At 48.0% G+C, this 24,449-nt stretch carries 23 protein-coding genes; 5 read left to right on the forward strand and 18 right to left on the reverse strand.

All coding sequences use genetic code 11. The features are described from left to right. Positions 1–2 precede the first annotated feature (2 nt). The 3 genes from BUQ91_RS10970 to uvrC all read right to left on the reverse strand — a co-directional run bounded on the left by BUQ91_RS10970 (position 3) and on the right by uvrC (position 5,329). Complete coding sequence (locus tag BUQ91_RS10970) at positions 3–1,421, reverse strand: ABC transporter permease (protein ID WP_074209307.1); 1,419 nt, start codon at positions 1,419–1,421, stop codon at positions 3–5. Positions 1,422–1,438: 17 nt separating this feature from the next. Further along, positions 1,439–3,256: an ABC transporter substrate-binding protein gene (locus BUQ91_RS10975; protein WP_072829895.1), complete on the reverse strand. Its 1,818-nt coding sequence runs from the start codon at positions 3,254–3,256 to the stop codon at positions 1,439–1,441. 213 nt (positions 3,257–3,469) lie between these two features. Further along, positions 3,470–5,329: an excinuclease ABC subunit UvrC gene (gene uvrC / locus BUQ91_RS10980; protein WP_074209308.1), complete on the reverse strand. Its 1,860-nt coding sequence runs from the start codon at positions 5,327–5,329 to the stop codon at positions 3,470–3,472. 121 nt (positions 5,330–5,450) lie between these two features. Here uvrC and BUQ91_RS10985 point away from each other — a divergent pair, with 121 nt between their 5' ends. From BUQ91_RS10985 to BUQ91_RS10995, 3 genes are all read left to right on the forward strand, one after another. Continuing rightward, entirely contained in the window at positions 5,451–6,353 is a 903-nt protein-coding gene (locus tag BUQ91_RS10985) for a coiled-coil domain-containing protein (RefSeq protein WP_074209309.1), read from the forward strand. A 45-nt stretch (positions 6,354–6,398) separates the two neighbouring features. Further along, positions 6,399–6,713 (forward strand): hypothetical protein, encoded by a 315-nt coding sequence (locus BUQ91_RS10990; protein WP_072829903.1) that lies wholly within the window; start codon positions 6,399–6,401, stop codon positions 6,711–6,713. Positions 6,714–7,028: 315 nt separating this feature from the next. After that, the gene (locus BUQ91_RS10995) at positions 7,029–8,069 is read left to right on the forward strand and encodes a serine hydrolase domain-containing protein (RefSeq protein ID WP_074209310.1); all 1,041 of its coding nucleotides are present in this window, start codon (positions 7,029–7,031) and stop codon (positions 8,067–8,069) included. 73 nt (positions 8,070–8,142) lie between these two features. Here BUQ91_RS10995 and BUQ91_RS11000 read toward each other — a convergent pair whose 3' ends face one another. From BUQ91_RS11000 to BUQ91_RS11045, 10 genes are all read right to left on the reverse strand, one after another. Then, a complete protein-coding gene (locus tag BUQ91_RS11000; protein ID WP_072829907.1) occupies positions 8,143–8,616 on the reverse strand; it encodes a TraR/DksA family transcriptional regulator in 474 nt (157 codons plus the stop codon). A 201-nt stretch (positions 8,617–8,817) separates the two neighbouring features. Next, the gene (locus BUQ91_RS11005) at positions 8,818–9,735 is read right to left on the reverse strand and encodes an MlaD family protein (protein WP_074209311.1); all 918 of its coding nucleotides are present in this window, start codon (positions 9,733–9,735) and stop codon (positions 8,818–8,820) included. Further along, on the reverse strand, positions 9,728–10,756 hold the full coding sequence (gene hprK, locus BUQ91_RS11010) for an HPr(Ser) kinase/phosphatase (protein ID WP_072829911.1): 1,029 nt from the start codon (positions 10,754–10,756) through the stop codon (positions 9,728–9,730). Before hprK ends, BUQ91_RS11005 begins: the two co-directional genes overlap by 8 nt. Then, complete coding sequence (hpf, locus tag BUQ91_RS11015) at positions 10,756–11,073, reverse strand: ribosome hibernation-promoting factor, HPF/YfiA family (RefSeq protein WP_072829913.1); 318 nt, start codon at positions 11,071–11,073, stop codon at positions 10,756–10,758. Before hpf ends, hprK begins: the two co-directional genes overlap by 1 nt. Positions 11,074–11,227: 154 nt before the next feature. After that, on the reverse strand, positions 11,228–12,859 hold the full coding sequence (rpoN, locus tag BUQ91_RS11020) for an RNA polymerase factor sigma-54 (protein ID WP_074209312.1): 1,632 nt from the start codon (positions 12,857–12,859) through the stop codon (positions 11,228–11,230). Positions 12,860–12,867: 8 nt separating this feature from the next. Continuing rightward, positions 12,868–13,596, reverse strand: coding sequence for an LPS export ABC transporter ATP-binding protein (gene lptB / locus BUQ91_RS11025; RefSeq protein WP_014545959.1), 729 nt, complete (start codon positions 13,594–13,596; stop codon positions 12,868–12,870). 5 nt (positions 13,597–13,601) lie between these two features. Next, positions 13,602–14,945, reverse strand: coding sequence for a hypothetical protein (locus BUQ91_RS11030; RefSeq protein ID WP_074209313.1), 1,344 nt, complete (start codon positions 14,943–14,945; stop codon positions 13,602–13,604). Further along, complete coding sequence (lptC, locus tag BUQ91_RS11035) at positions 14,945–15,676, reverse strand: LPS export ABC transporter periplasmic protein LptC (RefSeq protein ID WP_254842336.1); 732 nt, start codon at positions 15,674–15,676, stop codon at positions 14,945–14,947. Before lptC ends, BUQ91_RS11030 begins: the two co-directional genes overlap by 1 nt. A gap of 105 nt (positions 15,677–15,781) precedes the next feature. Next, the gene (locus BUQ91_RS11040) at positions 15,782–16,093 is read right to left on the reverse strand and encodes a helix-turn-helix domain-containing protein (protein ID WP_074209315.1); all 312 of its coding nucleotides are present in this window, start codon (positions 16,091–16,093) and stop codon (positions 15,782–15,784) included. Positions 16,094–16,096: 3 nt separating this feature from the next. Next, positions 16,097–16,432, reverse strand: a complete 336-nt coding sequence (locus BUQ91_RS11045) for a type II toxin-antitoxin system RelE/ParE family toxin (protein ID WP_074209316.1) — start codon at positions 16,430–16,432, stop codon at positions 16,097–16,099. Positions 16,433–17,098: 666 nt separating this feature from the next. Here BUQ91_RS11045 and BUQ91_RS11055 point away from each other — a divergent pair. After that, positions 17,099–17,731, forward strand: coding sequence for a hypothetical protein (locus BUQ91_RS11055; protein WP_074209318.1), 633 nt, complete (start codon positions 17,099–17,101; stop codon positions 17,729–17,731). 135 nt (positions 17,732–17,866) lie between these two features. Here BUQ91_RS11055 and BUQ91_RS11060 read toward each other — a convergent pair whose 3' ends face one another. After that, a complete protein-coding gene (locus BUQ91_RS11060) occupies positions 17,867–18,340 on the reverse strand; it encodes a 2-oxoacid:acceptor oxidoreductase family protein (protein ID WP_074209319.1) in 474 nt (157 codons plus the stop codon). 18 nt (positions 18,341–18,358) lie between these two features. Next, entirely contained in the window at positions 18,359–20,026 is a 1,668-nt protein-coding gene (locus BUQ91_RS11065; protein ID WP_072829924.1) for a thiamine pyrophosphate-dependent enzyme, read from the reverse strand. Positions 20,027–20,239: 213 nt separating this feature from the next. On the opposite strand from BUQ91_RS11065, the gene BUQ91_RS11070 reads away from it, so the two are divergent. Continuing rightward, positions 20,240–21,418 (forward strand): FprA family A-type flavoprotein, encoded by a 1,179-nt coding sequence (locus BUQ91_RS11070; protein ID WP_074209320.1) that lies wholly within the window; start codon positions 20,240–20,242, stop codon positions 21,416–21,418. 128 nt (positions 21,419–21,546) lie between these two features. Here the strand turns inward: BUQ91_RS11070 and BUQ91_RS11075 are convergent, their stop codons facing one another. The 3 genes from BUQ91_RS11075 to BUQ91_RS11085 form a co-directional block, all read right to left on the reverse strand. Beyond that, positions 21,547–22,953, reverse strand: a complete 1,407-nt coding sequence (locus BUQ91_RS11075; protein ID WP_074209321.1) for a formylglycine-generating enzyme family protein — start codon at positions 22,951–22,953, stop codon at positions 21,547–21,549. A gap of 17 nt (positions 22,954–22,970) precedes the next feature. Beyond that, on the reverse strand, positions 22,971–23,504 hold the full coding sequence (locus BUQ91_RS11080) for a hypothetical protein (protein WP_074209322.1): 534 nt from the start codon (positions 23,502–23,504) through the stop codon (positions 22,971–22,973). Positions 23,505–23,899: 395 nt separating this feature from the next. Beyond that, positions 23,900–24,247 carry a hypothetical protein gene (locus BUQ91_RS11085; protein WP_072829934.1) on the reverse strand — a complete coding sequence of 116 codons (348 nt, stop codon included), beginning with the start codon at positions 24,245–24,247 and terminating at the stop codon, positions 23,900–23,902. Positions 24,248–24,449 lie beyond the last annotated feature (202 nt).

Genomic DNA, 24,449 nt, shown 5'->3' on the forward strand with positions numbered 1-24,449 from the left:
GATTACTTACCTCCCATCTGGAGACCGGCCTTGACACGCGGGTCAAAGACAGCGATCAAAACGTCAACTGCAAAGTTTGCAACGAGAACGCAAGTAGAAATCATCAAGGTGCAACCCTGAATTGTTGCGTAGTCGTTCTTCTGAATGGCATTGAGCATTGCCATACCGAGACCCGGATAAGAGAAGATCATTTCGGTAATGAGAGCACCGCCCACCATGGCACCGAGGCTCTGGGCAAGACCAGTGAGCTGCGGAAGCATAGCGTTGCGGAACACGTAGCTGATGATCTTGCCTTCGCGGAGACCGAGCCACTTTGCATACTTCATATAATCAGTACCGAGTTCGTAAATGGACATGGAACGCATACCCGTTGCCTGACCCGAAAGAAGAATCGGGAATACAGAGAAGAACGGGAGCACGTAGTACCAGCTGACGCTCTTGAAGCAAGACCAGCTGAACGTGAGTTCCGGAATATCCGGGCTATAAGCGCCCATAGCCGGGAACCAGCCGAGCGTGATGGAGAAGAATGCGACCAAGAGCATACCGAACACGAAGAACGGCACACCATTTAAGAACATGGCGCACGGGAAGAATACCTTGTCGAAAATGCCGCGCTTGTATGCAGCGAAAGCACCGAGAAGGTTACCCACGATCCAGCCGAGAAGAATCGTCGGAGCCTGGATAGCGAGCGTCCACGGGAGGGACTTCTTGATAACGTTTGTCACCGGTTCGTTGTTCTGGTAAGAGAGACCGAGGTCACCGTGGAACACCTTGCCGATATAGCTAAAGAACTGAGAAACTGCAGAGGAGAGCTTCGGATCGGTCTTCATGACCGGCTGATCGACCATGACGGTATCGATGCGTTCGGCCTGGACCTTTTCCATGACAGGGATCTTGTCAGCAGCAGCAACTTCAGCAGCGGCCTTGGCTCCCTTCTTGCCCTTCTTCATCTTGTGATGATGACGATGGGCTTTCTTGCCCTTCTTGCCTTTCTGAGCGGCAGGAGCCTTTTCGACAAACACCGGATTGCCAGCTTCGTCGAGCTTCTGGCGTTCGACCATCACCGGATTACCGGCTTCGTCAACAACCTTGACAACGTTCACGACCGGCTGGCCGTTGGCGTCGAGCTGCGGAACCTTCTGCATCACGACATTGCCGTTAGCGTCCGTTTCCGGTTCATAGATAACGTTTCCATCCTTGTCCAATTCGGCCATACCGAAGGAAACGAGGAGTTCAGCCTTTTTCTTCTGAGCTTCAGTCGGAGAAAGGCCCTTACCGGCTTGACCCATGATAATGTCAACCGGGTTGTTGTCGCCGAGACGCGGCAACGCAAAGTTGAGTGCCACTGCGCAGACGAAGGTCAGCAAGTACCAGAACGCCTTCTGCAGGACATAACGTAGCATAGGATATTGTTTAAGCATTTGTAGTCCTTTATCCTTTATTTAGCAAGCTTCAAATTCCAAAGGGTCTTGGTACCCGAAGCCACCCACGGAAGCTGAGCAGGAGCGTACGGGTTTGCAGCGGTCGGCCAGTTCGTCCAGACGCGGTCGCTGAATTCATAGAACTGTTCCGGCAAGTAAACCAGCGGAATAGACGGCTGGTCTTCCATGAAGATCTTGTTGAGTTCGCGGTAAGCAGTTGCGATAGAATCGGCGTTCTTCATGAGCGGGATTGCAGAAAGGAGTTTGTCCACTTCCGGACGGAAACCTTCGGTACCCGGCTGGTTGTAACGACCGATATTCGTGCCAGCCCAGGCGCCAAGCGGCTGCCAATCGCGGCTTGCCATGATTTCGTTGAAGCGGCTCCACGGAAGGGACGGAGTCACGTCAGCAACAGGCTTGTGCATGATGAGGTCGAAGTTACCGAGACCCATAGCCGGCCAGTAAGAACCGCCGTCCACGAAGCCTTCACGAATATCGATACCAGCCTTACGCATACCTTCAACAGCGATGGTCACCATAGCTTCCCAGTCGGTCCAGCCGTTCGGGCTCGTGATGTACATCGTCGGAATCTTTTCGCCCTTGGCATTTTCCATGTGGTCGAGCGTACCGTCGCTATTCCATACGGACTTGTAGCCTGCTTCGGAAAGCATCTGCTTCACAGTTTCGACGCGTTCCTTTTCGTCGGTGATGGTGAGCTTGACACCATACTTAGCGAGGTCTTCATCGCTAATGTACTTGCCTTCGAGATTGGTCGGCATGATGAGGCCCGGCTTGATCTGGTCCGTGTAGTCGGACACAGCGAACTTGCGGAGAGCCATGTAGTCAATAGCGGTTGCAAGAGCACGGCGGAAGCGCTTGTCGTTAAGCGGTTCCTTCATCGTGTTGATGATGAGCATCGGCATTGCACCCGGCAAGAAGTAAGGCGGTTCATTGAGCCATGTGTGCACGCCAGCGCCAGCCTTGCGGTTGATACGCGGGATGTAGCTCTGAGAAGCGTCGAGGTTGCCGCTACGCATAGCGATCGTGTTATGTTCGTTGTTCTTGTAAATCGGGTGAACAATATACTTCGGAGCAGGGAGCTTGCCTTCGTGAAGAGCGGCGTTGCCCCAGTAGTCGTCACGGCGTTCAAGAATAATCTTGTTCGGGTCAGCACTGCGGAGAGCGTACGGACCGGAAACAACCGGGTTCTGGTCCATCGGAAGTTTCTTCACTTCGTCCTTGGAGCCGAGCTTTTCGATAAGCGGTTCAAACACGTGAGCCGGAACGATACGGATGGCCTGCAACAAGTCCATCACAGAAAGCGGGTTATTACGCTGCTTCTTGTTGATAAGGAAAGCAATGCGTTCCACCTCACCTGCCGGTTCGGATTTAATAGTATCAACATGGATTGCGGAAATCTGTTCGCTAGTGTTGATGGAGCCCATCGTGTAGATGAACTTCACATCACGAGAAGTAACCTTTTCGCCATCGCTCCACTTTGCAGCCGGGTTCAAGTCAACAACGATGCTATCGTTGTTCTTGTTCACGAGCGAGCCGAGGAGAGATTCAATTTCACCCGTCAGGGAGTTGTACGTCAAAAGCGGTTCATACATCAAGTTGAAACGACCGCTCACAGGCCACGTCGTCATCCAGCTTTCTGCAAGGGGGTTGAACGTACCAGGAGCATCATTCTGCTGCCCAGACAAGTAGAGCGTTTCCTGACGCGGCAAAGAACCGCTGGCGAGCTCGTCTTGCGATGAGCTACCGCACCCAAAAAGTGCGCCAGTTGCCGAAAGCACCAAGGCCGTTCTAGCAATCGATTTCAGTCCAATCATTTGAGTCCTCTTAGAATAGGCCCACCTTGGGCCCTTTAATGAAAATTCGAATCTAATATAGATTATTCCAATTCAAAATTATTTTTGAACTTGGTAAAAATCCCTTGATGATTTCTCAAACCGGATTAAGAAATTTTTACATTTAGAAATGTTTACAAACTAGTTGTTGGTCAACAGTCATTGGCCATTATTATTGGATAACAGCTGGAAGAGCTACGATTCTTCAGTGGGGCCGGCACAGTATTCGGCGACTTGTTCGCGGAGCTTTGTGCCGCGGACTTTCCCGAGCAAATCGATGATGTCTTCGAGCGGGGCGTCCATAAACGCTTCGGCGCTCTTGTACTTGCTCAGAATCTTGACGCGAGTTTCGTGCCCCACGCCGGGCATCTTGAGCCATTCGACTTCAAGGTCTTTCTTGCGTTTGCTACGCTGGTATGTAATTGCAAATCGGTGCGCCTCGTCGCGAGCATTCTGCAAAAGCTTTAGCGCGGGGCTTGTACGGTGCAGCACAATACTTTTGCGGTCATCGGGGAACACGATTTCTTCGAGACGTTTAGCAAGCCCAATCAAAGGCAAATCCTTATCGTGACCGAGTTCCTTTAAAATTTGCATTGTGGCATCGACCTGACCTTTACCGCCATCACATACCCACAAATCAGGCATCGGAATCCCTTCATCTTCCAAGCGACGGATACGGCGGGTCATCACTTCGCGCATGCTCGCAAAGTCATCGACACCCGTTACAGTCTTGATAATAAACTTGCGGTAATTACTCTTGTCGGGGCGACCGTTCTTAAACGCAACCAAACTCGCCACCGTATTTGTACCGGACAAATGCGAAATATCCACGCACTCGATGCGGAACGGAGTCTTCTTTAAGCTGAGAACTTTTTGCAATTCAAAAACGCTGCTATCGATTTCGCTATACTTTTGCACTTCGGCGCGCATTTCCACGAGAATCATGTCCGCATTCGCAGCAGCGAGTTTCAAGAACCCGAGCTTTTCGCCGCGCTGCGGATTCGTGAGCACGACCTTGTGATTCGTCTTCGAGGCAAGCGCCTGTTCCATCGATTCGCGTTCCGCCAAATCTTCAGGCAGGGGTACATCCGTTGCAATTTCGCCGGGTATGAATTCCACGTCCATGTACCATTGCACTACCATCTGGCTGAAAATTTCAGTCTCGTCATCTTCGAGCTTACATTCCAAACGATAGTGGCGGCGCCCACAAAGTACGCCGTTACGGTATTCAAAAATCACTGCGGCAGCCATTGTGCCGTTTCGCTTCAGCGAAATCACATCCATGCTGAGGCTTGCATCGGACACGTCTGTTTTCTGGTGCGCACTCGTCGCCTTGAGCGCCTGAATCGCATCGCGTTTCTTGGCCGCAGTTTCGAAATCCATACGCTCGCTCGCTTCGAGCATTTCGCGTTCCCAGAGGTCAATCAGGTCATCGCGTTTACCACCCAGGAGCATTTGAGTCTGCGCCACTTTTTTGCGGTACTCTTCGCGGGTTACAAGACCTGCACACGGAGCTTCGCAACGGCCGATGTGATAATTGAGGCAAGGACGCACGGGGCGATTAATCGGGAGCTTGAGTTTGCACTCCCTGATTTTGAACAACCTAGCAGCAATATCCTGCAACTGGCGGATCATGCGGGAACTCATGTACGGGCCATAATACAGGCAGCCGTCCTTCTTCACGGAACGGCTCAGGAATAGTCGCGGGAAAGGTTCGTTCACAGAGAACGCCAAATACGGAAAGTGCTTGTCGTCCTTCAATAGCACGTTGTACTTGGGCGTATGCTTGCGGATCAAGTTCGCTTCGAGAATGAGCGCTTCAGTTTCGCTTTCCGTGATAATCCACTCGATGTCGCGGATGTACGGGAGCATCAAAGTGGCCGCTCGGTGACCAGCATGGTCACTCCCGTCGAAGTAGCTCGACACGCGGTTCTTGAGGACCTTCGCCTTGCCAATGTAAATGATTTTCCCCTGAGCGTTCTTCATGATGTAAACCCCCGGCAAAAGAGGGAGTTCTGCCAGGCGACGCTCAATATGTTCACTTACAGGGATCATGATTTTTAGAAGATAGAATTTTGCTGCGTTTTTACATTTTCTAACAATCTTGCAACATCAAAATTTTATATATCTTACATAGGTAAGATTGCACCCCCCGACATTTTAATATGGAGATAAAATGAATTTTGAAAGCATGAACTTGTTGTCGCAGAAAGTGGAAGGAGTCCTTGGAACGGTCCGCGCCCTGCGTGAAGAAAACGCAAAGCTGAAGCAGCTGCTCGAAGGCGCCAAAGCTCAAACCGAAGACCAGAAGAACCTGTTGGATTCCACCAACGCAAAGATTGCCGACTACGAGGCCGCACTCAATGCAAGAGCCAACCAAGCCGCAGCTCAGGACGAAGCCATCAACGAAAAAAGCCGCGCTATCGACTCCCTGAACGAACAGATTAACGAAAAGAACGGCATTATTGATTCCTTGAACGCTCAAATCAGTGAAAAGAACGGAATCATCGACTCTCTGAACGGACAAGTCGCCGAAAAAGAAAACGCCATCAACTCCAAGAATGAACAAATTAACGAGAAGAATGGTATTATCGACTCCTTGAACGGCCAGATCAACGAAAAGAACGGAATCATCGACTCCCTGAACGGTCAAGTCAACGAAAAGAACAGCATCATTGATTCCCTCAACGGCCAAACCAACGAAAAGAACAGCATTATCGATTCCCTCAATGGTCAGATCAACGAAAAGAACAACATTATCGACGATCTTAACGGCCAGATAAGCGAAAAGAACAATATCATCGATTGCCTGAACGGTCAAGTGGCCGAAAAGAACGACATCATTGACAACCTCAATAATCAAGTTCAGAGCCAGAGCAACGAAATCGCCGAAGCACAAAGCAAGTTCCAGCAGCTTCTCTCCACCATCGAGAACGAACTCGGCACCGAAATCAATCTCAATGAGCCGGCTACAGAACAGGTCGAGGCCCCTGCAGCACAGCCCGAGAATAAACCGCAAGAAGAAAACCCTGACCTGTTCGCGAGCAACGGAGGCTCGCAACCCGGTTTTTTCGGCTAAGGTGGTTGTTGGATAACGATCCATTCGGCGTAGGAATGAAATAATATGGCAAACGAGACACTTAGATCAGTCAGCATTAACGTCGCTCAAGAACGCATCCACATCCGCACGGACCTGCCCGATACGGACTTGAAAGAAATCGTCGATTTCATCGAAAGTCGTCTCGATAATTCCTCGAAATTTAAACTGGAATTGAAGAAGCAGCTCTGTTTACTCGCTGTGGAACTCACTTCTGAAATTGTCGAGTTGCGCAAGCAATTGCGCAAGGCCAAATCGTATCACGACCTGATGGACAAGGATATTAGGGAACTTTCGCTCCAGTTGGACGAGGCACTCCCTAAAGCCGACAACCAAGTTTAAGCTCAAACGAATACATTTAATACACTTAGCAAAATCTCGGTATTTTACCGAGATTTTTTTTGCAATTTTTCCCTTGTTTTTGCAACACAAGAAAGATATATTATGAATGGGCATCCCACGGATTTTACACCCGATCTAACAGGAATAAATCAGCTCGTTGCTCTTGTGGTTCAGTTTAGGCGCGCATTGACGCGAAAAACAAATCCCCGAGGCGCTGCTATCATTGTAGATAAGTAGTTTCGAGTGTTCGCACCGTAGGAGATGCCCTTTTTTTTTACCCTTTTTTATCGGCGCCAAATATTTATCGGGGCAAAAATGGAAATTTCCGAGAAGCTATCAGAACTTTTAAAAACTGCAGAAGACGAAGACATTTTCGACAAGGCTGTTGCCGGCTACTTACTCCCTGACGGTACAAGCAACATTGTCACACTGAACACTCCCGAAGATACCGTTTTTGACATAGCTTCGCTTACGAAGGTCTGCCCCACTTCGACACTTGCACTTTCGTACATTCTCGAAGGCAAGCTTTCCATTGATGCCAAAGTTATCGATTTCATCCCGGAACTCAATACAAACTACCGTGACGAGATTTATATTTCGCACTTGCTCACGCACAGTCTGGATTACCGCGTCCCGATGAAAACGCTCCGAACCCTTTCGCCGGAAGGGATTCTCGATGCACTTTACACGTACCAATTTGAAGCCGCTCCGGGTACAGTTTTCAACTACGGGAACCCCGCCAGCGTGCTGCTCGGGATTTTGTTGCAAAGACTTACGGGTAAGACTTTGCAAGAGCAGGGAAACGAGAGGTTCTTTACACCTCTCGGCATGACGCGTTCGGGTTACGACCCGCTCACCCGCGTCCCGAAATCAGAAATCGCGGCGACAGAACTCTGCGAGTTCCGCCACCGCGAAATCCAAGGCGAAGTTCATGACGAAAGCGCCTGGGTCCTACAAAAGCTATTCCCCGTCGGCAGTGCCGGCATGTTCAGCTGCGTACCCGACCTCTTAAAGTTCGTGAAGATGATTCTCATGGACGGAAAGTTCGAGGACAAGCAAATCGCCCCTGCCGGAATCCTGGACATCGTGAGCCACAACGCCCTGCCCGATAGCGTCGGAGCAGAAACCGCCCTCGGCTGGGAGCTGAATGCGCCTAAGTTCATGGGCACAAAGGTCTCACCGCAAGCATTCGGAAAAACCGGATTCACGGGCGCAAGTATCGTCGCCGACCCGGACAAGGGGGGTGCCCTCGTGCTACTCAGCAATTTCACCTACCCGCACCGCGAACCAAATGCGGACCGCATCCATGCATTCAGAGCAACACTCGCCGACGCATTTTTCGGAGAAATTGGATAAAAAAAAACGGCCCGCAAGCGGGTCGTTTTTTAAGTTTTATGCACACCAACCTTAGTCCGGCATGACAAGTTCATTAGCGGCCAGCGGCCTTGCGGAGCATTTCCTTGCGCTGGGCTTCAGCAAACATCTTGGCCATTTCCATGCGGTTGTCAAGGATTTCCTTTTTCTTTGTTTCTTCCTTGCAGTTCACGCACTTGGTTGCCGTCGGCACGGCCAAAAGTCTAGCCTTCGGAATCAGCTGGTTGCAAACCTTGCAAATACCAAACGTTCCGTTCTTGATACGCTTGAGGGCTTCTTCCAAATAAACAAGATACTTACCTTCGCGAGCAGCCAACGAGAAGTTGGTTTCGAGCGAATTGTAGTCCGTCGCGGAATCAGCGCCATCAGAATCGCCGCCATCACCAGACTGGGATTTTTGGCCCTGGAACACGTTTGCCTTTTCGGACTCGCTCTGGGCGGTCACAAGCTCACGTCTTTTTTCCAAAAGCAGCTCTTCAAAAAACTTAAGATCAGCATCGCTCATCTTTACGGGTTTCTTCTCAGCCATATTAAACTCCTTCTTTGTGAGTTACACTGTGATAAGCACCGCTTTAAATTATCTTTTTTTTACAAAAAAGAACAATTAAAATATTATTTTTTCAAAAAAAATGTTGATAAGTCGGTAAAAAAAAAGGAGATGCCCAATCAAGTCGGGCATGACAAGTCTTTATCTAAGATAACGGAATCAGTAAAAACTAATCCCTATTACCTAAAAAATATCTACGTTAAGCTTGAGCCCGTTCTTTTTCAGGTCCTGAAGCAATACTTTGAAATCCTTCATCAAGGTATCAAAGTCTTCTTTTACCTTGGAGGACTCCTCGAGGAACAATTTTGCCGAACCTTCGCTTTCGTCGAACTTAGACACCAGCGCTACAACAGATTCCTTAGAAACATTTGCTCGGTCCATCAAAGCGCGCACACGATCAATGAGTTCATTTGCCTTCGTTGCACTCTCGCCTCCGCGATCGGACAATTCCTGCAAAGAACGTTCCATTTTTTCGGCGACTTCGTGATAGCTATCGAGCAAGGAATCCACGCTAGATTTCCACTTGCGGACATCGGCCTTTGTCACACGAATAAGTTTCTTACCCTTGTTTGAAACGCGGTCTACACGTTTTCCGATTTCGCCCACAGTAATCGAATCAACAAAACTATTAACCATTTGTTGAAGGTTGTCAATATCCTCGAATACGGCGGCAAGGTTCTTCGTAATTCCAGAAGTTCCCTCGTCGTAAAGTCCACTGACAGTATCACCTTCGGCAACCAGCTTGCTAGAGTTTCCAGTGATGATGCTCATTTCTCGTTCGCCCATAAGGCCCGCCGTCACCAGACGGAATTCCGAATTCACGGGGATTTTTGCTTCGGCAAGTACACGAGCCTTCACATAGACTGCTTCATCCGTGAGTTTCACATCGACAATCTCGCCCATAGCAATGCCACGGACACGGACAAGGTTGCCCGGAGAAAGCGTACCGATAGTCTCGTACTTGACCACAAACGAGTAGCGTTTATGGTAAGGGCTTGACGGATGGAAATAATAAGCCGCAAGCCCGCACGAGACCACGAGAATAATAAAGATTAAACTTGCAACAAAATTTTTCTTGATTTTAATCAGCAAACTATTCATAGAAAGACCAGTTCTGCGGATTAAAATCTAGCAAATCATCAGTAAATTCGCCCTTAGCCTTCGCCTTAATCTTTTGCAATAACGACTCGTTGAAATCCTTTGCCACGTTCTGGCCGCTCATTTTCATGAGGGCATTCATCGCAATGACTTCGGAAATCACGGTCATGTTCTTGCCGGGAGCCACAGGGAGCACCACCTTCGGGATGTTCACGCCCATGACGTTTTCTTCCATTTCGTTAAGGCCGGTGCGTTCGTACGAAACATCCTGGCGCCACTGTTGGAGTTCGACAATCATTTCAATCTTTTTCACTTTGCGGATTGCATGAATACCGAACATCGAGCGAATGTCCAAAATGCCAACGCCACGAATTTCCATGTGATGACGGATCAGCGGGTCCGGGCGACCAATAATGGACTTGCCCACATGGCTAATATGAACAACATCGTCCGCCACCATGCGATGCCCACTTTCAACAAGGTCGAGCACACATTCGGACTTACCGACGTTACTATCGCCCACGTAAAGCATGCCCACGCCATAAACATCCACGAGGCTTCCGTGAATAATGGCGTGCGGTGCAAAGAATTCTTCGAGAATTCTCTGGGCCATCTTGAAAAATTCAAAAGTGTGGAGCGTTGTCGAGAACAGCGGGACATGCAAGCGGTTGCACATCGCCTTGAGTTCTTCGTGCGGAGTCTGCGCATGCGTCACGACCCACATCGGGGCACGGAATACAGACAAATTTTCAAAAATTTTCGCACGAGCTTCTGGACCGACAGATTCCAGATAATTCCATTCCGTGTGGCCGACTATCTGAATCTGCTGGGAACTATAAACTTTAGTAAAACCCGCCATGGCAAGGCCAGGGCGGTGAAGTCCGCTTTCTTCGATGCATGATTCCATGTCCTCGTCGGGACAATGCTGCATCATTTGCAAATCTTTGCCGTAGCGGATAAAAAAGTCCCGCACCGGGAAGCGTTCCCGGTGCAGGATTTTTAGATCTTTCAACCTATCAGCCATTACGTCAATTCAGAAATCGGCTGAGCTCTATGATCGTTCTGCTTGTCGTTGGCCTTCTTGAGCTGGACCTTGATACGTTCAAGCGTTACATCAACGGCCTTGCCCATGTTTTCTTCATCGGCAGAAGCAACCACGACGGAACCTGTAATATTGACAGAAATTTCGCAGTGACGCTGGTGTTCGACTTCATGATCAAGAATTACAGAGGCGCTAGTGATATTCGGGTAAAATTTGGCCAATTTGTCCATTTCTTCCTGAATGCGGTCCTGAAGACCAGCCGATGCATTAAAATGACGAGCAGAAAACTGAATATCCATGATAAACCTCCGTATGTTAATGTTACGATTTATTTACGTTTAAAAACATTTTGGAACTTCCGTTCCGCAATTAAAGTATATACATCTTTTTACCGCAAAAGTCCACAACTAAATTGGATTTTGCAAAAAAAATCGTTCCATCTTGGAATATTTGCTACCGTTTACGCTGATTTTTGGGCAGTATTTTCAGTTCTTTCTCGCGGTATTTGGCCACCGTACGGCGAGCCACCTTGATTCCCTGCTTCAAAAGTTCATCGCTGATGTCCTGGTCGGAGAGCGGAGAGGACTTGTCTTCTTCATCAATGAGCGTCTTGATGGCATCGATAATCTGCGCAGAACCGACTTCTTCGGCATCCGGAGCTGTGCCCTGCTTCACACCCGATGTAAAGAATTGTTTAAGTTCATAGATGCCGTAAGGCGTTTCCACGTACTTTTGGTCGGTCGCACGCTGTACCGTACTCACCGCCAAATGGACATCGTCGGCGACATCCTGGAGAATCATCGGCTTAAGGAATGCGGGGCCGTTTTCGAAAAATCCGCGCTGACGCTTGACAATCGAACGCATCACAAGCTCAATCGTCGAGAAGCGGTTATCGACCGCCTTGATGAGATCATTTGCTTTCGCAAGCTGCGCCTTCACGTATTCCTTGTCCTGCTTCGATGCAGACGGGTCCGTGAGAATCGCCTTGTACGTCTGATTGATGCGCAACGACTTCTGCATCTTGGTCTTGAAGCAGATGACTTCGTAATTGCCCTTCTTTTCGACAACCTTCAAATCCGCATTGATGATGTGCGAATACGAATGTGAAAGCTGGAAGCCTGGGTGCGGGCGCAAACGCGAGAGGCTTGCAACAGCTGTCTTGACTTCGTCGGCGGAGACGTTCAATGCCTTCGCAATTTTTGCATAGCGGAGCTGCAAAAGATTCTCGTATTCTTCTTCGAGAATGCGAATAGCAAGACTCGGGAAATTCGGAATTGCGTATGCCTGGATCAAGAAACATTCACGCTGGTCGCGGGCGCCAATGCCGCTCGGCTTGAAGGACTGCAAAACGTGAACCGCCTCGCGTACCGGGAGACTTGCGTCTTCGAGCTTGAGTTCTCCGCGGAGCACGCGTTCAATCTCGTCGATGTACTTGTCATCGGACTTCACGACCATAGCTTCGGATGCACTGTCGCGGTTGACATCGCAAAGGAACCCATCATCGTTAATCGAGTTGATGAGGTACTGCACCAACTTGCGGAAATGCTCTTCGGTCACGCCGTTTTCTTGAAGCTGTTCCTGCAATTCGCGAGTGCCGTTCCAAAGGCGGAGCTGGTCTTCGAGCTGTTCCTGCAAGCTCTTGCCCACGTCCTTGATCGGGCGGTCCCAATCTTCGTCCGGATCTTTCCCGCCAGAATTCAAATCGTTAAAGGGAGCATCATCGTACGATGTGCCATCGCCCAAATAGCTATCCCAGTTCACATCCGAAGATTCGCCGTCGAGGTAACTGCTATCGACATCGGCGGTATCGTCCAAGGAACCGCGAGCCATGTCCTCGATATCATCAGGATATTCATCTGAATCCGCACGCGGGTCAAGTTCTTCCGGGTCCTTGTCGACGGGAACTTCCTGATCGTCAAAATCGCCATCGTCCACTTCCAAAAGTGGGTTGACTTCGACTTCTTCCTTGATGGCGGTTTCCAATTCCTGCGAAGTTTTCTGAAGCATCTTCACAGACTGGAGAAGCGCAGGAGATAGCGTCTGCTCCTGCGTCTGTCCGATATTTGCCTGCATTCCAAGATTCATAAAAACTCCTAATCCAAGCGGAAAGAATCGCCGAGATAAATGCGGCGCGCTTCTGGGTCTTCGGCCAAGTGTTGCGAAGAACCTTCCGTGAGCACCTGGCTCTTGTACATGATGTAGGCACGGTCGGTAATCGAAAGCGTTTCGCGCACGTTGTGGTCTGTAATAAGCACGCCCATGCCGCGGTCCTTGAGTTCCGAAATGATGGACTGAATGTCGGCAACGGCAATCGGGTCAATGCCCGCAAACGGTTCATCGAGCAAGAGGAACGACGGGTCACTTGCAAGAGCACGTGCAATTTCAAGACGGCGGCGTTCGCCACCGGAGCAGCTCATGGACTTCGTCTTACGGATGTGCGTAATCTTGAATTCTTCGAGAAGTTGTTCCAACTTCTTTTTGCGCTCGGCACGCTTCATGTCTTGCGTTTCGAGAATCGCCATAATGTTATCTTCAACGGAGAGCTTGCGGAAGATGGATGCTTCTTGCGGGAGGTAACCCACACCGAGGCGGGCGCGCTTGTACATCGGCTTGTCCGTCATCTCGATATCGTCCAAGAAGATGTGACCTGCATCCGGGCGGACCATGCCCACAATCATGTAGAACGTGGTCGTCTTGCCGGCACCATTCGGACCAAGGAGCCCGACGATTTCGCCCTGCGAAACTTGAATGGAGACATCGCTCACCACCTGACGGTGGCCATAAATCTTGCGCAGTTTGTCGGTGCGTATCGTGCTAACCAAATTTTTCACTGTGCGTCCTCCGTTTTCTCAGTTTCGTCCGCCGGCTTTGCGGTTTCTCTCCGACGCTTGATAAGATTTCTCAACTTTCTATCTTTCACGGACTTTTCAAGCTTTGCCGAATCATCGCCCTTTAAGCTCGGCGTTGCATTTTTTTCTTTTGCGGCAAGCGAATCAAGCCTCGCGAGCGAATCTTTCTTGGCGTTTTCCTTGATGCGGTTTGCCTTTTCCAAGTCGATAAATCGCCCACTTGCATTTGTCTTTCTGCCCATGAGCTTGAGCGACTTCACCGCATTTTTCTGAGCATCGAACAAGATATGAATCGTATCGCCCGTTGCTTCGTTCTTGCCAGAAACAGTCCTGTCCTTTTTCACGTAAAAGTAGGTGCTCTGCGCCTTGCCCGAAACAACTGCGCGGTCCATGCGCCCCTTTTTAAAATACAAATCGAGGCGGTCTCCGTCCATCAAATTGCGATATTCCGTCAAGTCCGTTTCGTAGAAAAAGCCCTTGGCGTTCAAGTTCACGTAAAGACGTTCAATTTTTCCCTTTTGGAATTCGCAGTAGAGCGTGTCGCCAAAGGCTTCGGTCACGTTGCCGGGATTACCACGTTTGGGGGCTTCGTTCTGGATGCCGTGCGCGTTGCGGATCACGAGTGCTGACTTGAGCATCTTCCCCGTTTCATCGAGCACGAGGAAAATGGAATCGCCCGTGAGGTGGTAATTTTTCATATCGCAAGTCGGGTGGCCCTTCATGCTAAGCCAATTCTCCTTGCGATTAAAGTAACCCGTATCGCAAGTGACCACGAGATCTTTCTGCGTGAGCTTTACGTTCTGAAAGGCTTGCGCAAAGCTATTCTTCTTGTCGAAAATGAGGGACTTGGATTCAATCGTTACGGTATCGATTTTTCCGTCCTTTTGCTTTTCGTACTGATAAAGTTTCGGCGCCATCGGGATGGTCACGATGTCTTCTTTGCGGTCGTACTTGAGGTACTGACCGGTCATGAGATAATTGCCCGCAGAATCGCCTGCGCTCACTTCGCCGGAGGCAATTGCAATTTCACTCTTTCTTTGGTAAGAGCCATTTCTTGCGCGCACAAATCCGGATGGATGCGTGAAGAGGAACCCGCCGCCACATTCAACCGTTTCGTTATTGCGATTCCAAGAAGCGCGCTGCGTCTTAAATGCAACGCTATCGTGAACAAAGTGAACGTTGCCGGTCAAAAGGAGCGTTCCGCGCTTGCGGGACACATCAAGGTTGTCGGCGTGATACATGATAAGCGGCGAGGACTGCGCAAAAGCGAAAGTACACGCAAGGAAGGTTGCAGCGATGAAGAAGAGTGCGCGGAATTTCATCACGGTTTCCCTGCCTTTGTATTGAGCGGGAGAGCGCGTGGCAAAAGCTTTTTGGAAGGCGACGACGTGGGCTTTGATGCCGGAGCGGCCTGCGATGACGAGGACGGCGGATTGTTCAGACGTTCCGCCTCAGCCTGTCGTTTGTCTTCATCCTTCATACGCTTTGCAGCATCCTGGAAAATGCCCGTCACGTTCGAAAGGATTTTCCAGTTATCGAACTGCGCATCACTTTCAAAACCAACACCTTGTAACACGTCGCCATCTTCGGAAACAACGCGCACATAGCTTGCGGTTCTGACCAAATTATCTTTCTTGTTCCAGAGGAGCGAATCGGCACGGACCGAGGCGCCCTTAGGAGTCAGCGCATAAACGTGACCATAAGCGTAAACGTACGTGAACGTCATGTCGAGACTGCCGGAGTCCGCACGCAAGAACGCCACACGCTCGCCGATGGAATCGTAAATGTCCACGAACACCGGACGCACCGTCACGATTTCCTTGTCGGCCCAGCGTTCCAGATAAGCGGTTTTCAGGCGCCAGTTGAGCACGCCCTTATCGTAGCTGTCGAGAAGAGTCGTATCGGTAAAGAGCATCTGCGGGCGCTCAACGCGAATCCAGGGTTTGGGTTCTTCGATTTCTTCGCAACCAAGCAAAAATGCAGCTAGGATGGCACACGCAAAAACGCCCCACAAGCGGGAAGCCGGTGTAAGCATATTTTGAATGTTCTGCAAAAATTGCGCCACAAACACAAATTACAAATATAAAGGCACGTTATTTAGGGTTTTCTCGGAAATTTGAGGGAATTTGGGCGGATTTTCTGAAGATAAAGGGCATTATCACGCAGAAAGAGTTTTAAGCAGCTCTTTCTTAGTTGCTCCCAAAGCAAAAAACATCTTAATCATCAACTCAAGCGAAACGCTCGCATCCGCATGCTCCACTTTTGCATAACGAGATTGACTTGTTTTTGCGATAGCCGCAGCAGACACTTGAGTTTCACCAATTTTTTTTCTTTTTGCAATGAGAGCTTTTGCCAAAGCAACTTTCATTTCAACAATAGCCATTTCAGCAGGACTCAACTCAAGGAATTCATCCACATCACCAACTACCCAGCCCTTCTTCTGCAATCTTTCTTTTTTTGCTTGATCCATAATCTAACGCTCCATATCATAAAATTTCAAACGCTTACGACACAAGTTTATCACCTCATCAGGCGTTTTGTTCGTTTTCTTTTCTAACCACAAAACCACAATAATTGCATCTGCATCTACACGATAAAACAGCCTCCAAATTTTATTTTCGTCTTGAATTCGTAACTCGTGACAATGAACTCCAATTGACGGCATCGGACGACTTTGTGGCAAAGACAGGTTCACCCCCAATTGCAACAATCGTAACAAGTATCCAGCTTCAATCCTCGCTTTCTGTGACAATGGTGGAGTTTTCGGCAGTGCATGCAACCAAACTAAAGGTTTATGTTTCGTACTCATAAAATATATATCAGATTTGACATAATGTCAATAGTTTAAAGTTAATGGGACATTATGCATTTTGCAAACTCCATGCCAAAGCAAAAATTGCCGATTTTGATTAAAAATCGGCAGTTTTATCAAAACGTAAAAGTGATTAATCGATTAAATCACTGATTAATCAGTTTTTCAAAATTTCCTTTATAACTTTTTATACATTCAAAAAAGGACTGTCCGAAATTGCGTAATTTGGGGACATTCAACAATTTTTCACCCACAAATGCATATATTAATACCATGATTAATTTCTTTCTACAAATTTTTGGAGACTTGAAACTTACTTCATCCCTTTTTATGTTCTCCTTGACTTTAGGCATTCCTTGTCTTTTTGGTTTTCTATGCTCAGTTTTTTACCGACATTTTAAATTCAAGCTTCTGTGGATTACGCTTTGGTCCACAATTCTGTGCACTTTTATCGGAGCCTGCATTTATTTCACAAACGGAGCGATCAACTCTAACCAGCCAAACAGTAACATAGCTCATCTAACAATAATTGCATTCAGCCTAATCATATTACTTCACGTAGCATGTTTATTTTATAGCAAATTTTTCCGGATAAAAAAGATTTTCCACTGGTTATTCGTCTTGCTGATTCCCATAGCCTCATTTTTTATTATGGCATTTTGGATGTGGAATGCAGCAAAAGAACCCTGGGGTTCAATTGCTGAATCACCCCTGCAAAGTGCAGACCTTGAAAACACATCGGACGCAGAATACGAAATAGAGTATTCATTTATCGAAAAAGGCTGGCATGAATTCAGCACAGTAATTTTCCGCAAGCAGAATTCCGATATTACATATCGTACCATATACAGCATGTGCGACGACTTCGCCTATAAAGGCGATTCCATTTACGATGATTTCGTCCTAAGAAGGAGCGATTATGCAGGAGACACCAGCCAATGGAACAATCTAGATGATAAAAGAATTTCCATCGTGGAGGAATTGAAAAGAAAAATCGAAGAATATGAAATCGAATATTCTTGGGAAAACAGCAGCTCTTTTCCATACACTATTTTATACGGTGACCCAGTCATCGTTTCGTTGAAAAATTTTAAAAGCCAAACTCGCAAAGAACTTGTTCTAAAAAATTCTTCGGAAGCAGGCGTCCACAAAGCCATCGCCATAGAAAAACTCATGCGCAAAGCATGGCCTGCACGCGAAGCATTCACAAAGCTTACGGAAGAAGAAGTAATACAAAACTGCTGGGAAGCCCAAAAGAATCAACCCCATCCCCGTTTCAAAGAATTTATCCTCTAAGCAGCAAAGCTGCAATCGGCTATTAGGAACAGGTCCGATTATTTTTAGTTTCCTCAAAAAAGGTGACCCCGGCACTGAGGCCGGGGTGACATTGTAAAGGGGATTCCCGCTCGGTGGCGGGAATGACAATGCTAATTAGCCTTCGCGGCCAAGCATGAAAGCCTTCTTGTTGCCTTCGTGGAACTTTTCGGCAAAGAGCTTGTTCAAAGCGACGAGCCACTGTTCAACGGTGAAGTCGAAGTACTTGCTGAGCTTGCCGAGCATGGCGACATTCAAAGCCTTCACGTTTTCGAGCTTGGAAACATCGATGTCCGCCGGCGTGAGGAGCACGCCACCCTGCTTCATGTAGGCTTCGTTCACGACAACCTGCGTTTCGTCAAAGACAACGAGGTAGTCGGCTTCGCCGCACGGGATCATCGGGGACTGCACTTCTTCATCTTTTGCAAAGCGCACGTCAGAAGCGATGGAACCGCCGCGCTGGCTCATGCCATGGACTTCGGCTTTTTTCACATCGTAACCTTGTTCGAAAACGAGTTCGGCCATCACGTCACTAGCCTTGATAACACCTGTGCCACCGAGGCCTGCAAATTTAACGTTCATTACGCTCATAATTATTCAACCTCTCTATTAAAAGTTATTGTTCTTCTTGGCAGCGGCTTCTGCTTCGGCGAGGGCCTTTTCGGCCTTTTCCTTGTTCGCCTTGTCCCAGGCAAGAATGCTCTTGAGGGCGAGAATGCAGGGGCTCTTAGCGACGATCAAAGTGAGTTCGTCCTTTTCGAGGGATTCCTTCACGAGGCGCTTGAATTCTTCCGGTTCCTTGACCTGGTTCACTTCGTAGACGTTGTCGAAACCGGCGACCTTTGCAACTTCCTTGTAGTCAATCTTGTATGCCGGAGAGTGGTCGAGGTGACGGCCCGTACCCGGGTGTTCCTGCTGACCGGTCATAGCAGTAATGCTGTTGTCGAGAATGATAACGACATGGCCAGTTTCCGGACGGTTGTAACCAGCTTCCACAAGGCCGGTGATGCCGCTGTGAACAAACGTAGAGTCGCCAATCACGGAGACAACGCGCTTTGCCTGTTCACGCGGAAGCACGTTACGGAGACCGATACCCATACCGATTGCGGCACCCATGTCAATCATGTAGTCCATGGCGCTGATGGGCGGGAGAGCGGCGAGCGTGTAGCAGCCGATGTCACCGGAAACGATGCAGTCGAGTTCCTTGAGCACGGCGAAGGAGCTGCGGTGCGGGCAGCCCGGGCAGAGCATAGGCGGCTTACCCTTGACCGGAACCGGATCCGGGTTCTTGTCGCCAGCGATAATGCGGCGGACGCGGTTCACGTCGAGTTCACCAAAACGGAAAATCGGGTCAAACTTGCTTTCGCACTGGATGCCTGCGGCCTTGATGTTTTCAGCAAGCCACGGGTCGTTTTCTTCGATGACCATGAGGCGCTTGCCTTCGAACTTCTTGGCGAAATCCTTGATGAGCTGCATCGGCAGCGGGTATGTCATACCGAGTTTGAGGATGCTTGCTTCCGGGGCGGCTTCGCGGACGTGGTGGTAGCTGATGCCGCTCACGATGATACCGAAGTCAGCGCTGCGCATTTCGACCTTGTTCGGGCCTTCGGCAACGTTCCAAGCTTCCATTTCGTCCATCTTGGCGCGGAGGCGACGGCCAGCCGGCTTCGAGAAGCCAGGCACCATCACATGCTGGGCGATATTGCGTTCAAAGTTCGGCACCATTGCCGGGAGTTCTTCCTTCGGCACGACGATAGACTTGGAATGGTCCACGCGGGTGGTCATGCGGAGGATGACAGGAATCTTGAACTTTTCGCTCGTCTGCATGGCGATGCGGAAGAAGTCGTAAGCTTCCTGGGAGTTGGACGGTTCGAACATCGGGCAAACGGAGGCCTTCGCGTGGTTACGCGTATCCTGTTCGTTCTGGGAACTGCCCTGGCCCGGATCATCGGCAACAATCCAAACCATGCCGCCATCGACACCCGTGTAAGTTGCGGTATAGAGAACATCACTTGCCACATTCAAGCCAACCATCTTCATGGTGACAACACTGCGGGCGTGTCCAAAAGCGGCACCGAGAGCGACTTCGGCAGCGACCTTTTCGTTCGGAGCCCACTGGGCATAGCCACCCAGTTCAGAGTAATCTTCCAAGATTTCGGTGGACGGAGTTCCCGGATAACCTGCGGCAAGCTGCACATTGCAATGACGCATGGAAAGGGAAATGGCTTCGTTGCCCGAAATCAGCATCTTTTTCGCATTTGGATCAAAAGCTGGCATGATATTCCTTTTTTGTTTTAATCGTTTTTAAACGAACTGCAATATAGAAAAAAACTATTTTGCGCATCCTTGGCACGGACTTCAAGAAACGCGAAAACAAGAAGTAATTTTTTGTTATATATTATTAGAGTTTTAAAGCTATATAAAACAACGAAGGAGATGCCCGCTCGGAGGCGGGCATGACAAGTTTAGGATTAAAATAAGAGGAAAAAAATGATCGTTTCTAATTTTAGCGATAGCATTAAGTTCGTTGGGGTAGATGACCGCGAGATTGATTTATTTGAGGGGCAGTACAAGGTTCCTGACGGAGTTTCGTACAATTCCTACGTGATTTTTGACGAGAAGATTGCCGTCACGGATTCCGTGGACGCACACAAAGTAAACGAATGGCTGACAAATGTTGAAAAAGCACTGCAGGGCAAAACGCCCGACTACCTGATTGTCCATCATTTGGAACCTGACCATGCTGGCGGTTTTCTCGAATTCATCAAGAAGTACCCGGACGCAACTATTGCCGCATCTGCAAAGGCGCTTACGTTCATTCCGCAGTTCGTCAAGCTCCCCGAAGGCACAAAGACGCTCACGCTCAAGGATGGCGACACGCTTTCGCTCGGCAAGCACACGCTAAAGTTTATCGCCGCCCCGATGGTCCACTGGCCCGAAGTCTTGCTCAGCTACGACGAATCCGAAAAGATTCTGTTCTCGGCCGATGCGTTCGGCACATTCGGACTTTCTGGCAAACTCGGCGAAGACTGGGTGAGCGAAGCAAGACGCTACTACATCAACATCGTCGGGAAATATGGCATGCAGGTACAGAGCGTTTTGAAGAAGCTCGCCGATATCGAAGTCAAGACGATTTGCCCGTTGCACGGCCCGGTTCTTACAGACAATTTAGATTTCTACATTGACAAGTACAACACCTGGAGTAGCTACACGCCTGAAACGCAGGGCGTGTTTGTCGCCTACGCTGGCGTTTACGGCCACACGGCAGAAGCTGCGAAAAAGCTCGCCGAATCGCTCCGCGAAAAAGGCGTTGATGTAACGATTATGGATTTGGCCCGCACATATTCTTCGGAAACAGTCGCACAGGCATTCCGCTACAGCCATCTCGCCGTATGCGCAACAACGCTTGATGCCGGGCTCTTCCCCGCAGCCGAAAAGTTCCTCACGCACATCAAGGCGAAAAACTACAGCAACCGCAAAGTCGGCATTGTCGAAAATGGCACATGGGCGCCGATGGCCGCGAAGAAAATGCACGAGATTCTCGACACGCTCAAGAACGTGACATTCTGCGAAACGACGGTCACACTCAAGTCCGCCCTCGACGAGACTTCCGCCGCAAAGCTCGAAGAACTTGCCGTAGAATTTGCAAAGGATTTGGGGAAAGAGTAGTTTATTTTACGAGAAGGCGATGCCGGAACAGAGTCCGGCATGACAACGAAAAAGTGAATTGCATGAAAAATTGCAAAAAAGTCGGCGGAAGCCGACTTTTTCGTTTTCAGAGCAGAAGGAAGTAAAAGTTATTCCTTGTCGGACTTGACATCGGTCCACTTGGCGTTATTGCCGATGTTGCGGATGAGACGGAAACCACCGGAATAACCTGTATATCGATCCTCAGAACGATAACTATAGTTTATCCTTTTCCAATCGTGAAAAAGGCCTCCACCCTTCAAACAAGACGGACAATCTCTACCTTTTTTTAAACAGTATGGACAGTCGTTTCGGTAACATTCTATATCTTCCTCATGTCTATTATCTATAACTACTGTTATCATTAAACCTTCAACAATAGGTCTTAACCAATTGTGATCTTCTAAAAGAACGTGTTCTTCCACCAAGCCCAAAACATCATACAGGCCATAACCATTAGGGAGTAATTGACCTACTGGTTCTGTTTTTACATGTTCCTTATATTTGGCAAATCTTGCATATTTCGTAACGTCTTTTATTTTAGCGGAATTATTGCACCAAGGCTTGGCCTTTTTTTCTCCACCGCGAGCAAGCATCATCCATTCGTCATAATACGGTAGCCGGTAACCATCAGAAGTTGAATCAGCGCTAACATGAATTGCTTTTTCTTCATGATTGGAAAAATCATAAGACATAATGATATATTGATGCAATGGCCCTTTGCGTTGTTTAGTAGACTCACGATAGTATATTGCAACATATTGATATCGCGGATTGATTATTGAATCGTCATATTCACCTGATTCAGGTTCAATTATTTTTATATATCTATCTTTAGTCGCAGAAAAATTATAATATGGCTTCAATCCTTCTCGAATGCTGCGCGCATTGGCATACTTCATTGCCATATACAAAGAAATCATATTTGCCGCAGAATCATGGGCATCGCATTTTTCGTTACGCATGCTGGACTTTTTTCTTTCTGACCATTCTTTTTCAATCTGATGATCCTTTGGATTTAAGGGAATTTCATCCCACATTAATTGAGTGATTTCGCAATTGGTAACCGGGTATTCATCTACTAGATAAGTTCCTGTAACAGACACCGTCTTTGTGTCAGACGCGTGCATTTGACGACGGTCATTACCATATAAAGTTTCTTCATTTTTGAAGTTCAAATACTTCATGCCGACTATTAGATTAATTTTATAGGCACTGTCAGAATCAAAAAACTTCACATTAATTGGATAGACGCCGATAAGCGTCGGAACTTGGATTTTCAGGCACGAATCATTGAAAATTTCGGTATCCAACGAGGTTTCCCACGTGCGGACTTTTGAATCGATGCAAATGTTGAGGGAATCGTTCTTTTCGACCTCGAGCCAAGTTTCGGTTTTTAAAGAACCTCGATTTAAAGCGATATATTTTTCCCTATCTGAGCAGGCTGTACAAAATAATGAGCAAGCAATGCAAAGGAAAATACATAAAATCGATATTTTTATTTCCAAGATATTCATCAATGTCAAACCTTCAACTATTCGAGCAAATCATAGTAAAATCTATCCGTAGACTTTTTAATGCACAAGACAACGGCATCATCGAAATTCCCGATATCATTTTCGTTTTTCGAAAACAGCAACGGCTTGCCTTTTGAATTTGTCATCGTCTGGAATACATAAAAACCATCTTCTTCGCCATTTCTATAAAGCACGAAATTCACCGGTTTAAAATCGTATGGAGTCTTGTCTTCTTTTCGCATAGACAAGCGAATTTTCAACGAGTCGTACTCGGTCATGGAACTTTTAATCACATAGGCCTTGATGACTCTCGACAAACGTCTATTTATAAGCGTCGATCTTTCCAAAACAGAGGGAATAGAATCCATCAATGGTATTTTAGGATATATGGGATTTACAAAGCCATTTTCGCTAAGTTCACCATACACAATACCGGAGAACGTCACGGGGATGGATTCCGTCAGCAAAACTTTTTCACTAGAATTTTTATCCGAGCATGCAACGCATAAAATAACATATAACGACAATACTACGGTTTTCAAGATATTCATACAAACACCTCCCAAATTGATTTTATAAAAGCAACCTACAAAATCAAGTTAAAGGGAAGCTGCGTTATAAACGAATTAGTATGTAAAATAAAATTGTGTTTTTTTCGTTTTACAAGATGGTGACCCCGCAACAAAGTGCGGGGTGACAATGAGAAAGTGTGTTGCATGACAAGATGCAAAAAAGTCGGCGGAGGCCGACTTGTGCGTTAAACAATGTGACTGGATTCCGTCGCAAATGTAGATACTAGAAATTATGGATTCCCTACGCTCCGCTCCGAGAATGACAAGATGCATAGATTGCTTCGTCGCTTTGCTCCTCGCAATGACGTTTGTAGCTTTGCTCGTGGCAGGCTTGCTTAGCTCCTCGCAATGACGTTAGCGGGGACGTTCGCTAATTACTTCTTGCTAGCGAGTTCGTCTTCGAGTTTCTTGTTGCGGCTGTCCTGCATTTCGCAGATGTTCTTGAGATTGTTGATTTCTGCGTTCTGCTTGGCCACCTGATCCTTGAGATCTTCGCACTTGGCGGCGTAGGTCTGTTCGGATTCGATGCGGCTATTCAGCTCTTTGCGGAGGCTGTCCACGGAATTGCGGAGCTTTTCGACGGCATCGTCGGCATCCTTGATAACCGGATTATCGCAAGTTTCGTTTTCATCGCAAGAACAGCACTTAAAAAACTTCTTTGTAATCGCAACTGTCGCAGCGGCACCGAGAATGGCACCGACTAAAAAGCTATTCGTTTTCATGGTCAAACTCCTTGTAATTAAATCCACCTAATAATATCCATTCTAAGAACGTAAAAGTCAAGAATTTTTTAGAAAAACGCCTTTTTTTCGAGAAAAAATCGCTATTATCACCAAATGTTTATACAAGAAATTATGGTTTCTACCGCCTTCGGCTCCAGAATGACAGGTCAAGGATAACGGCTCCAGCATGACATTGCAAAAT

Source organism: Fibrobacter sp. UWB11, assembly GCF_900143015.1.
In the GTDB taxonomy this organism is placed as follows: domain Bacteria; phylum Fibrobacterota; class Fibrobacteria; order Fibrobacterales; family Fibrobacteraceae; genus Fibrobacter.

What these genes read in the sequence shown, in the direction of transcription:
- BUQ91_RS11005 (WP_074209311.1), bottom strand. Translation starts at nt 9,735, where the DNA reads ATGAATAGTTTGCTGATTAAAATCAAGAAAAATTTTGTTGCAAGTTTA.
- BUQ91_RS11085 (WP_072829934.1), bottom strand. Translation starts at nt 24,247, where the DNA reads ATGAAAACGAATAGCTTTTTAGTCGGTGCCATTCTCGGTGCCGCTGCG.
- BUQ91_RS11000 (WP_072829907.1), bottom strand. Translation starts at nt 8,616, where the DNA reads ATGGCTGAGAAGAAACCCGTAAAGATGAGCGATGCTGATCTTAAGTTT.
- BUQ91_RS10975 (WP_072829895.1), bottom strand. Translation starts at nt 3,256, where the DNA reads ATGATTGGACTGAAATCGATTGCTAGAACGGCCTTGGTGCTTTCGGCA.
- BUQ91_RS10990 (WP_072829903.1), top strand. Translation starts at nt 6,399, where the DNA reads ATGGCAAACGAGACACTTAGATCAGTCAGCATTAACGTCGCTCAAGAA.
- BUQ91_RS10985 (WP_074209309.1), top strand. Translation starts at nt 5,451, where the DNA reads ATGAATTTTGAAAGCATGAACTTGTTGTCGCAGAAAGTGGAAGGAGTC.
- BUQ91_RS11055 (WP_074209318.1), top strand. Translation starts at nt 17,099, where the DNA reads ATGTGGAATGCAGCAAAAGAACCCTGGGGTTCAATTGCTGAATCACCC.
- uvrC (WP_074209308.1), bottom strand. Translation starts at nt 5,329, where the DNA reads ATGATCCCTGTAAGTGAACATATTGAGCGTCGCCTGGCAGAACTCCCT.
- BUQ91_RS11070 (WP_074209320.1), top strand. Translation starts at nt 20,240, where the DNA reads ATGATCGTTTCTAATTTTAGCGATAGCATTAAGTTCGTTGGGGTAGAT.
- BUQ91_RS10970 (WP_074209307.1), bottom strand. Translation starts at nt 1,421, where the DNA reads ATGCTTAAACAATATCCTATGCTACGTTATGTCCTGCAGAAGGCGTTC.
- hpf (WP_072829913.1), bottom strand. Translation starts at nt 11,073, where the DNA reads ATGGATATTCAGTTTTCTGCTCGTCATTTTAATGCATCGGCTGGTCTT.
- hprK (WP_072829911.1), bottom strand. Translation starts at nt 10,756, where the DNA reads ATGGCTGATAGGTTGAAAGATCTAAAAATCCTGCACCGGGAACGCTTC.
- BUQ91_RS11065 (WP_072829924.1), bottom strand. Translation starts at nt 20,026, where the DNA reads ATGCCAGCTTTTGATCCAAATGCGAAAAAGATGCTGATTTCGGGCAAC.
- rpoN (WP_074209312.1), bottom strand. Translation starts at nt 12,859, where the DNA reads ATGAATCTTGGAATGCAGGCAAATATCGGACAGACGCAGGAGCAGACG.
- BUQ91_RS11045 (WP_074209316.1), bottom strand. Translation starts at nt 16,432, where the DNA reads ATGAGTACGAAACATAAACCTTTAGTTTGGTTGCATGCACTGCCGAAA.
- BUQ91_RS11080 (WP_074209322.1), bottom strand. Translation starts at nt 23,504, where the DNA reads ATGAATATCTTGAAAACCGTAGTATTGTCGTTATATGTTATTTTATGC.
- BUQ91_RS11075 (WP_074209321.1), bottom strand. Translation starts at nt 22,953, where the DNA reads ATGAATATCTTGGAAATAAAAATATCGATTTTATGTATTTTCCTTTGC.
- BUQ91_RS11060 (WP_074209319.1), bottom strand. Translation starts at nt 18,340, where the DNA reads ATGAGCGTAATGAACGTTAAATTTGCAGGCCTCGGTGGCACAGGTGTT.
- BUQ91_RS11030 (WP_074209313.1), bottom strand. Translation starts at nt 14,945, where the DNA reads ATGAAATTCCGCGCACTCTTCTTCATCGCTGCAACCTTCCTTGCGTGT.
- BUQ91_RS11040 (WP_074209315.1), bottom strand. Translation starts at nt 16,093, where the DNA reads ATGGATCAAGCAAAAAAAGAAAGATTGCAGAAGAAGGGCTGGGTAGTT.
- BUQ91_RS10995 (WP_074209310.1), top strand. Translation starts at nt 7,029, where the DNA reads ATGGAAATTTCCGAGAAGCTATCAGAACTTTTAAAAACTGCAGAAGAC.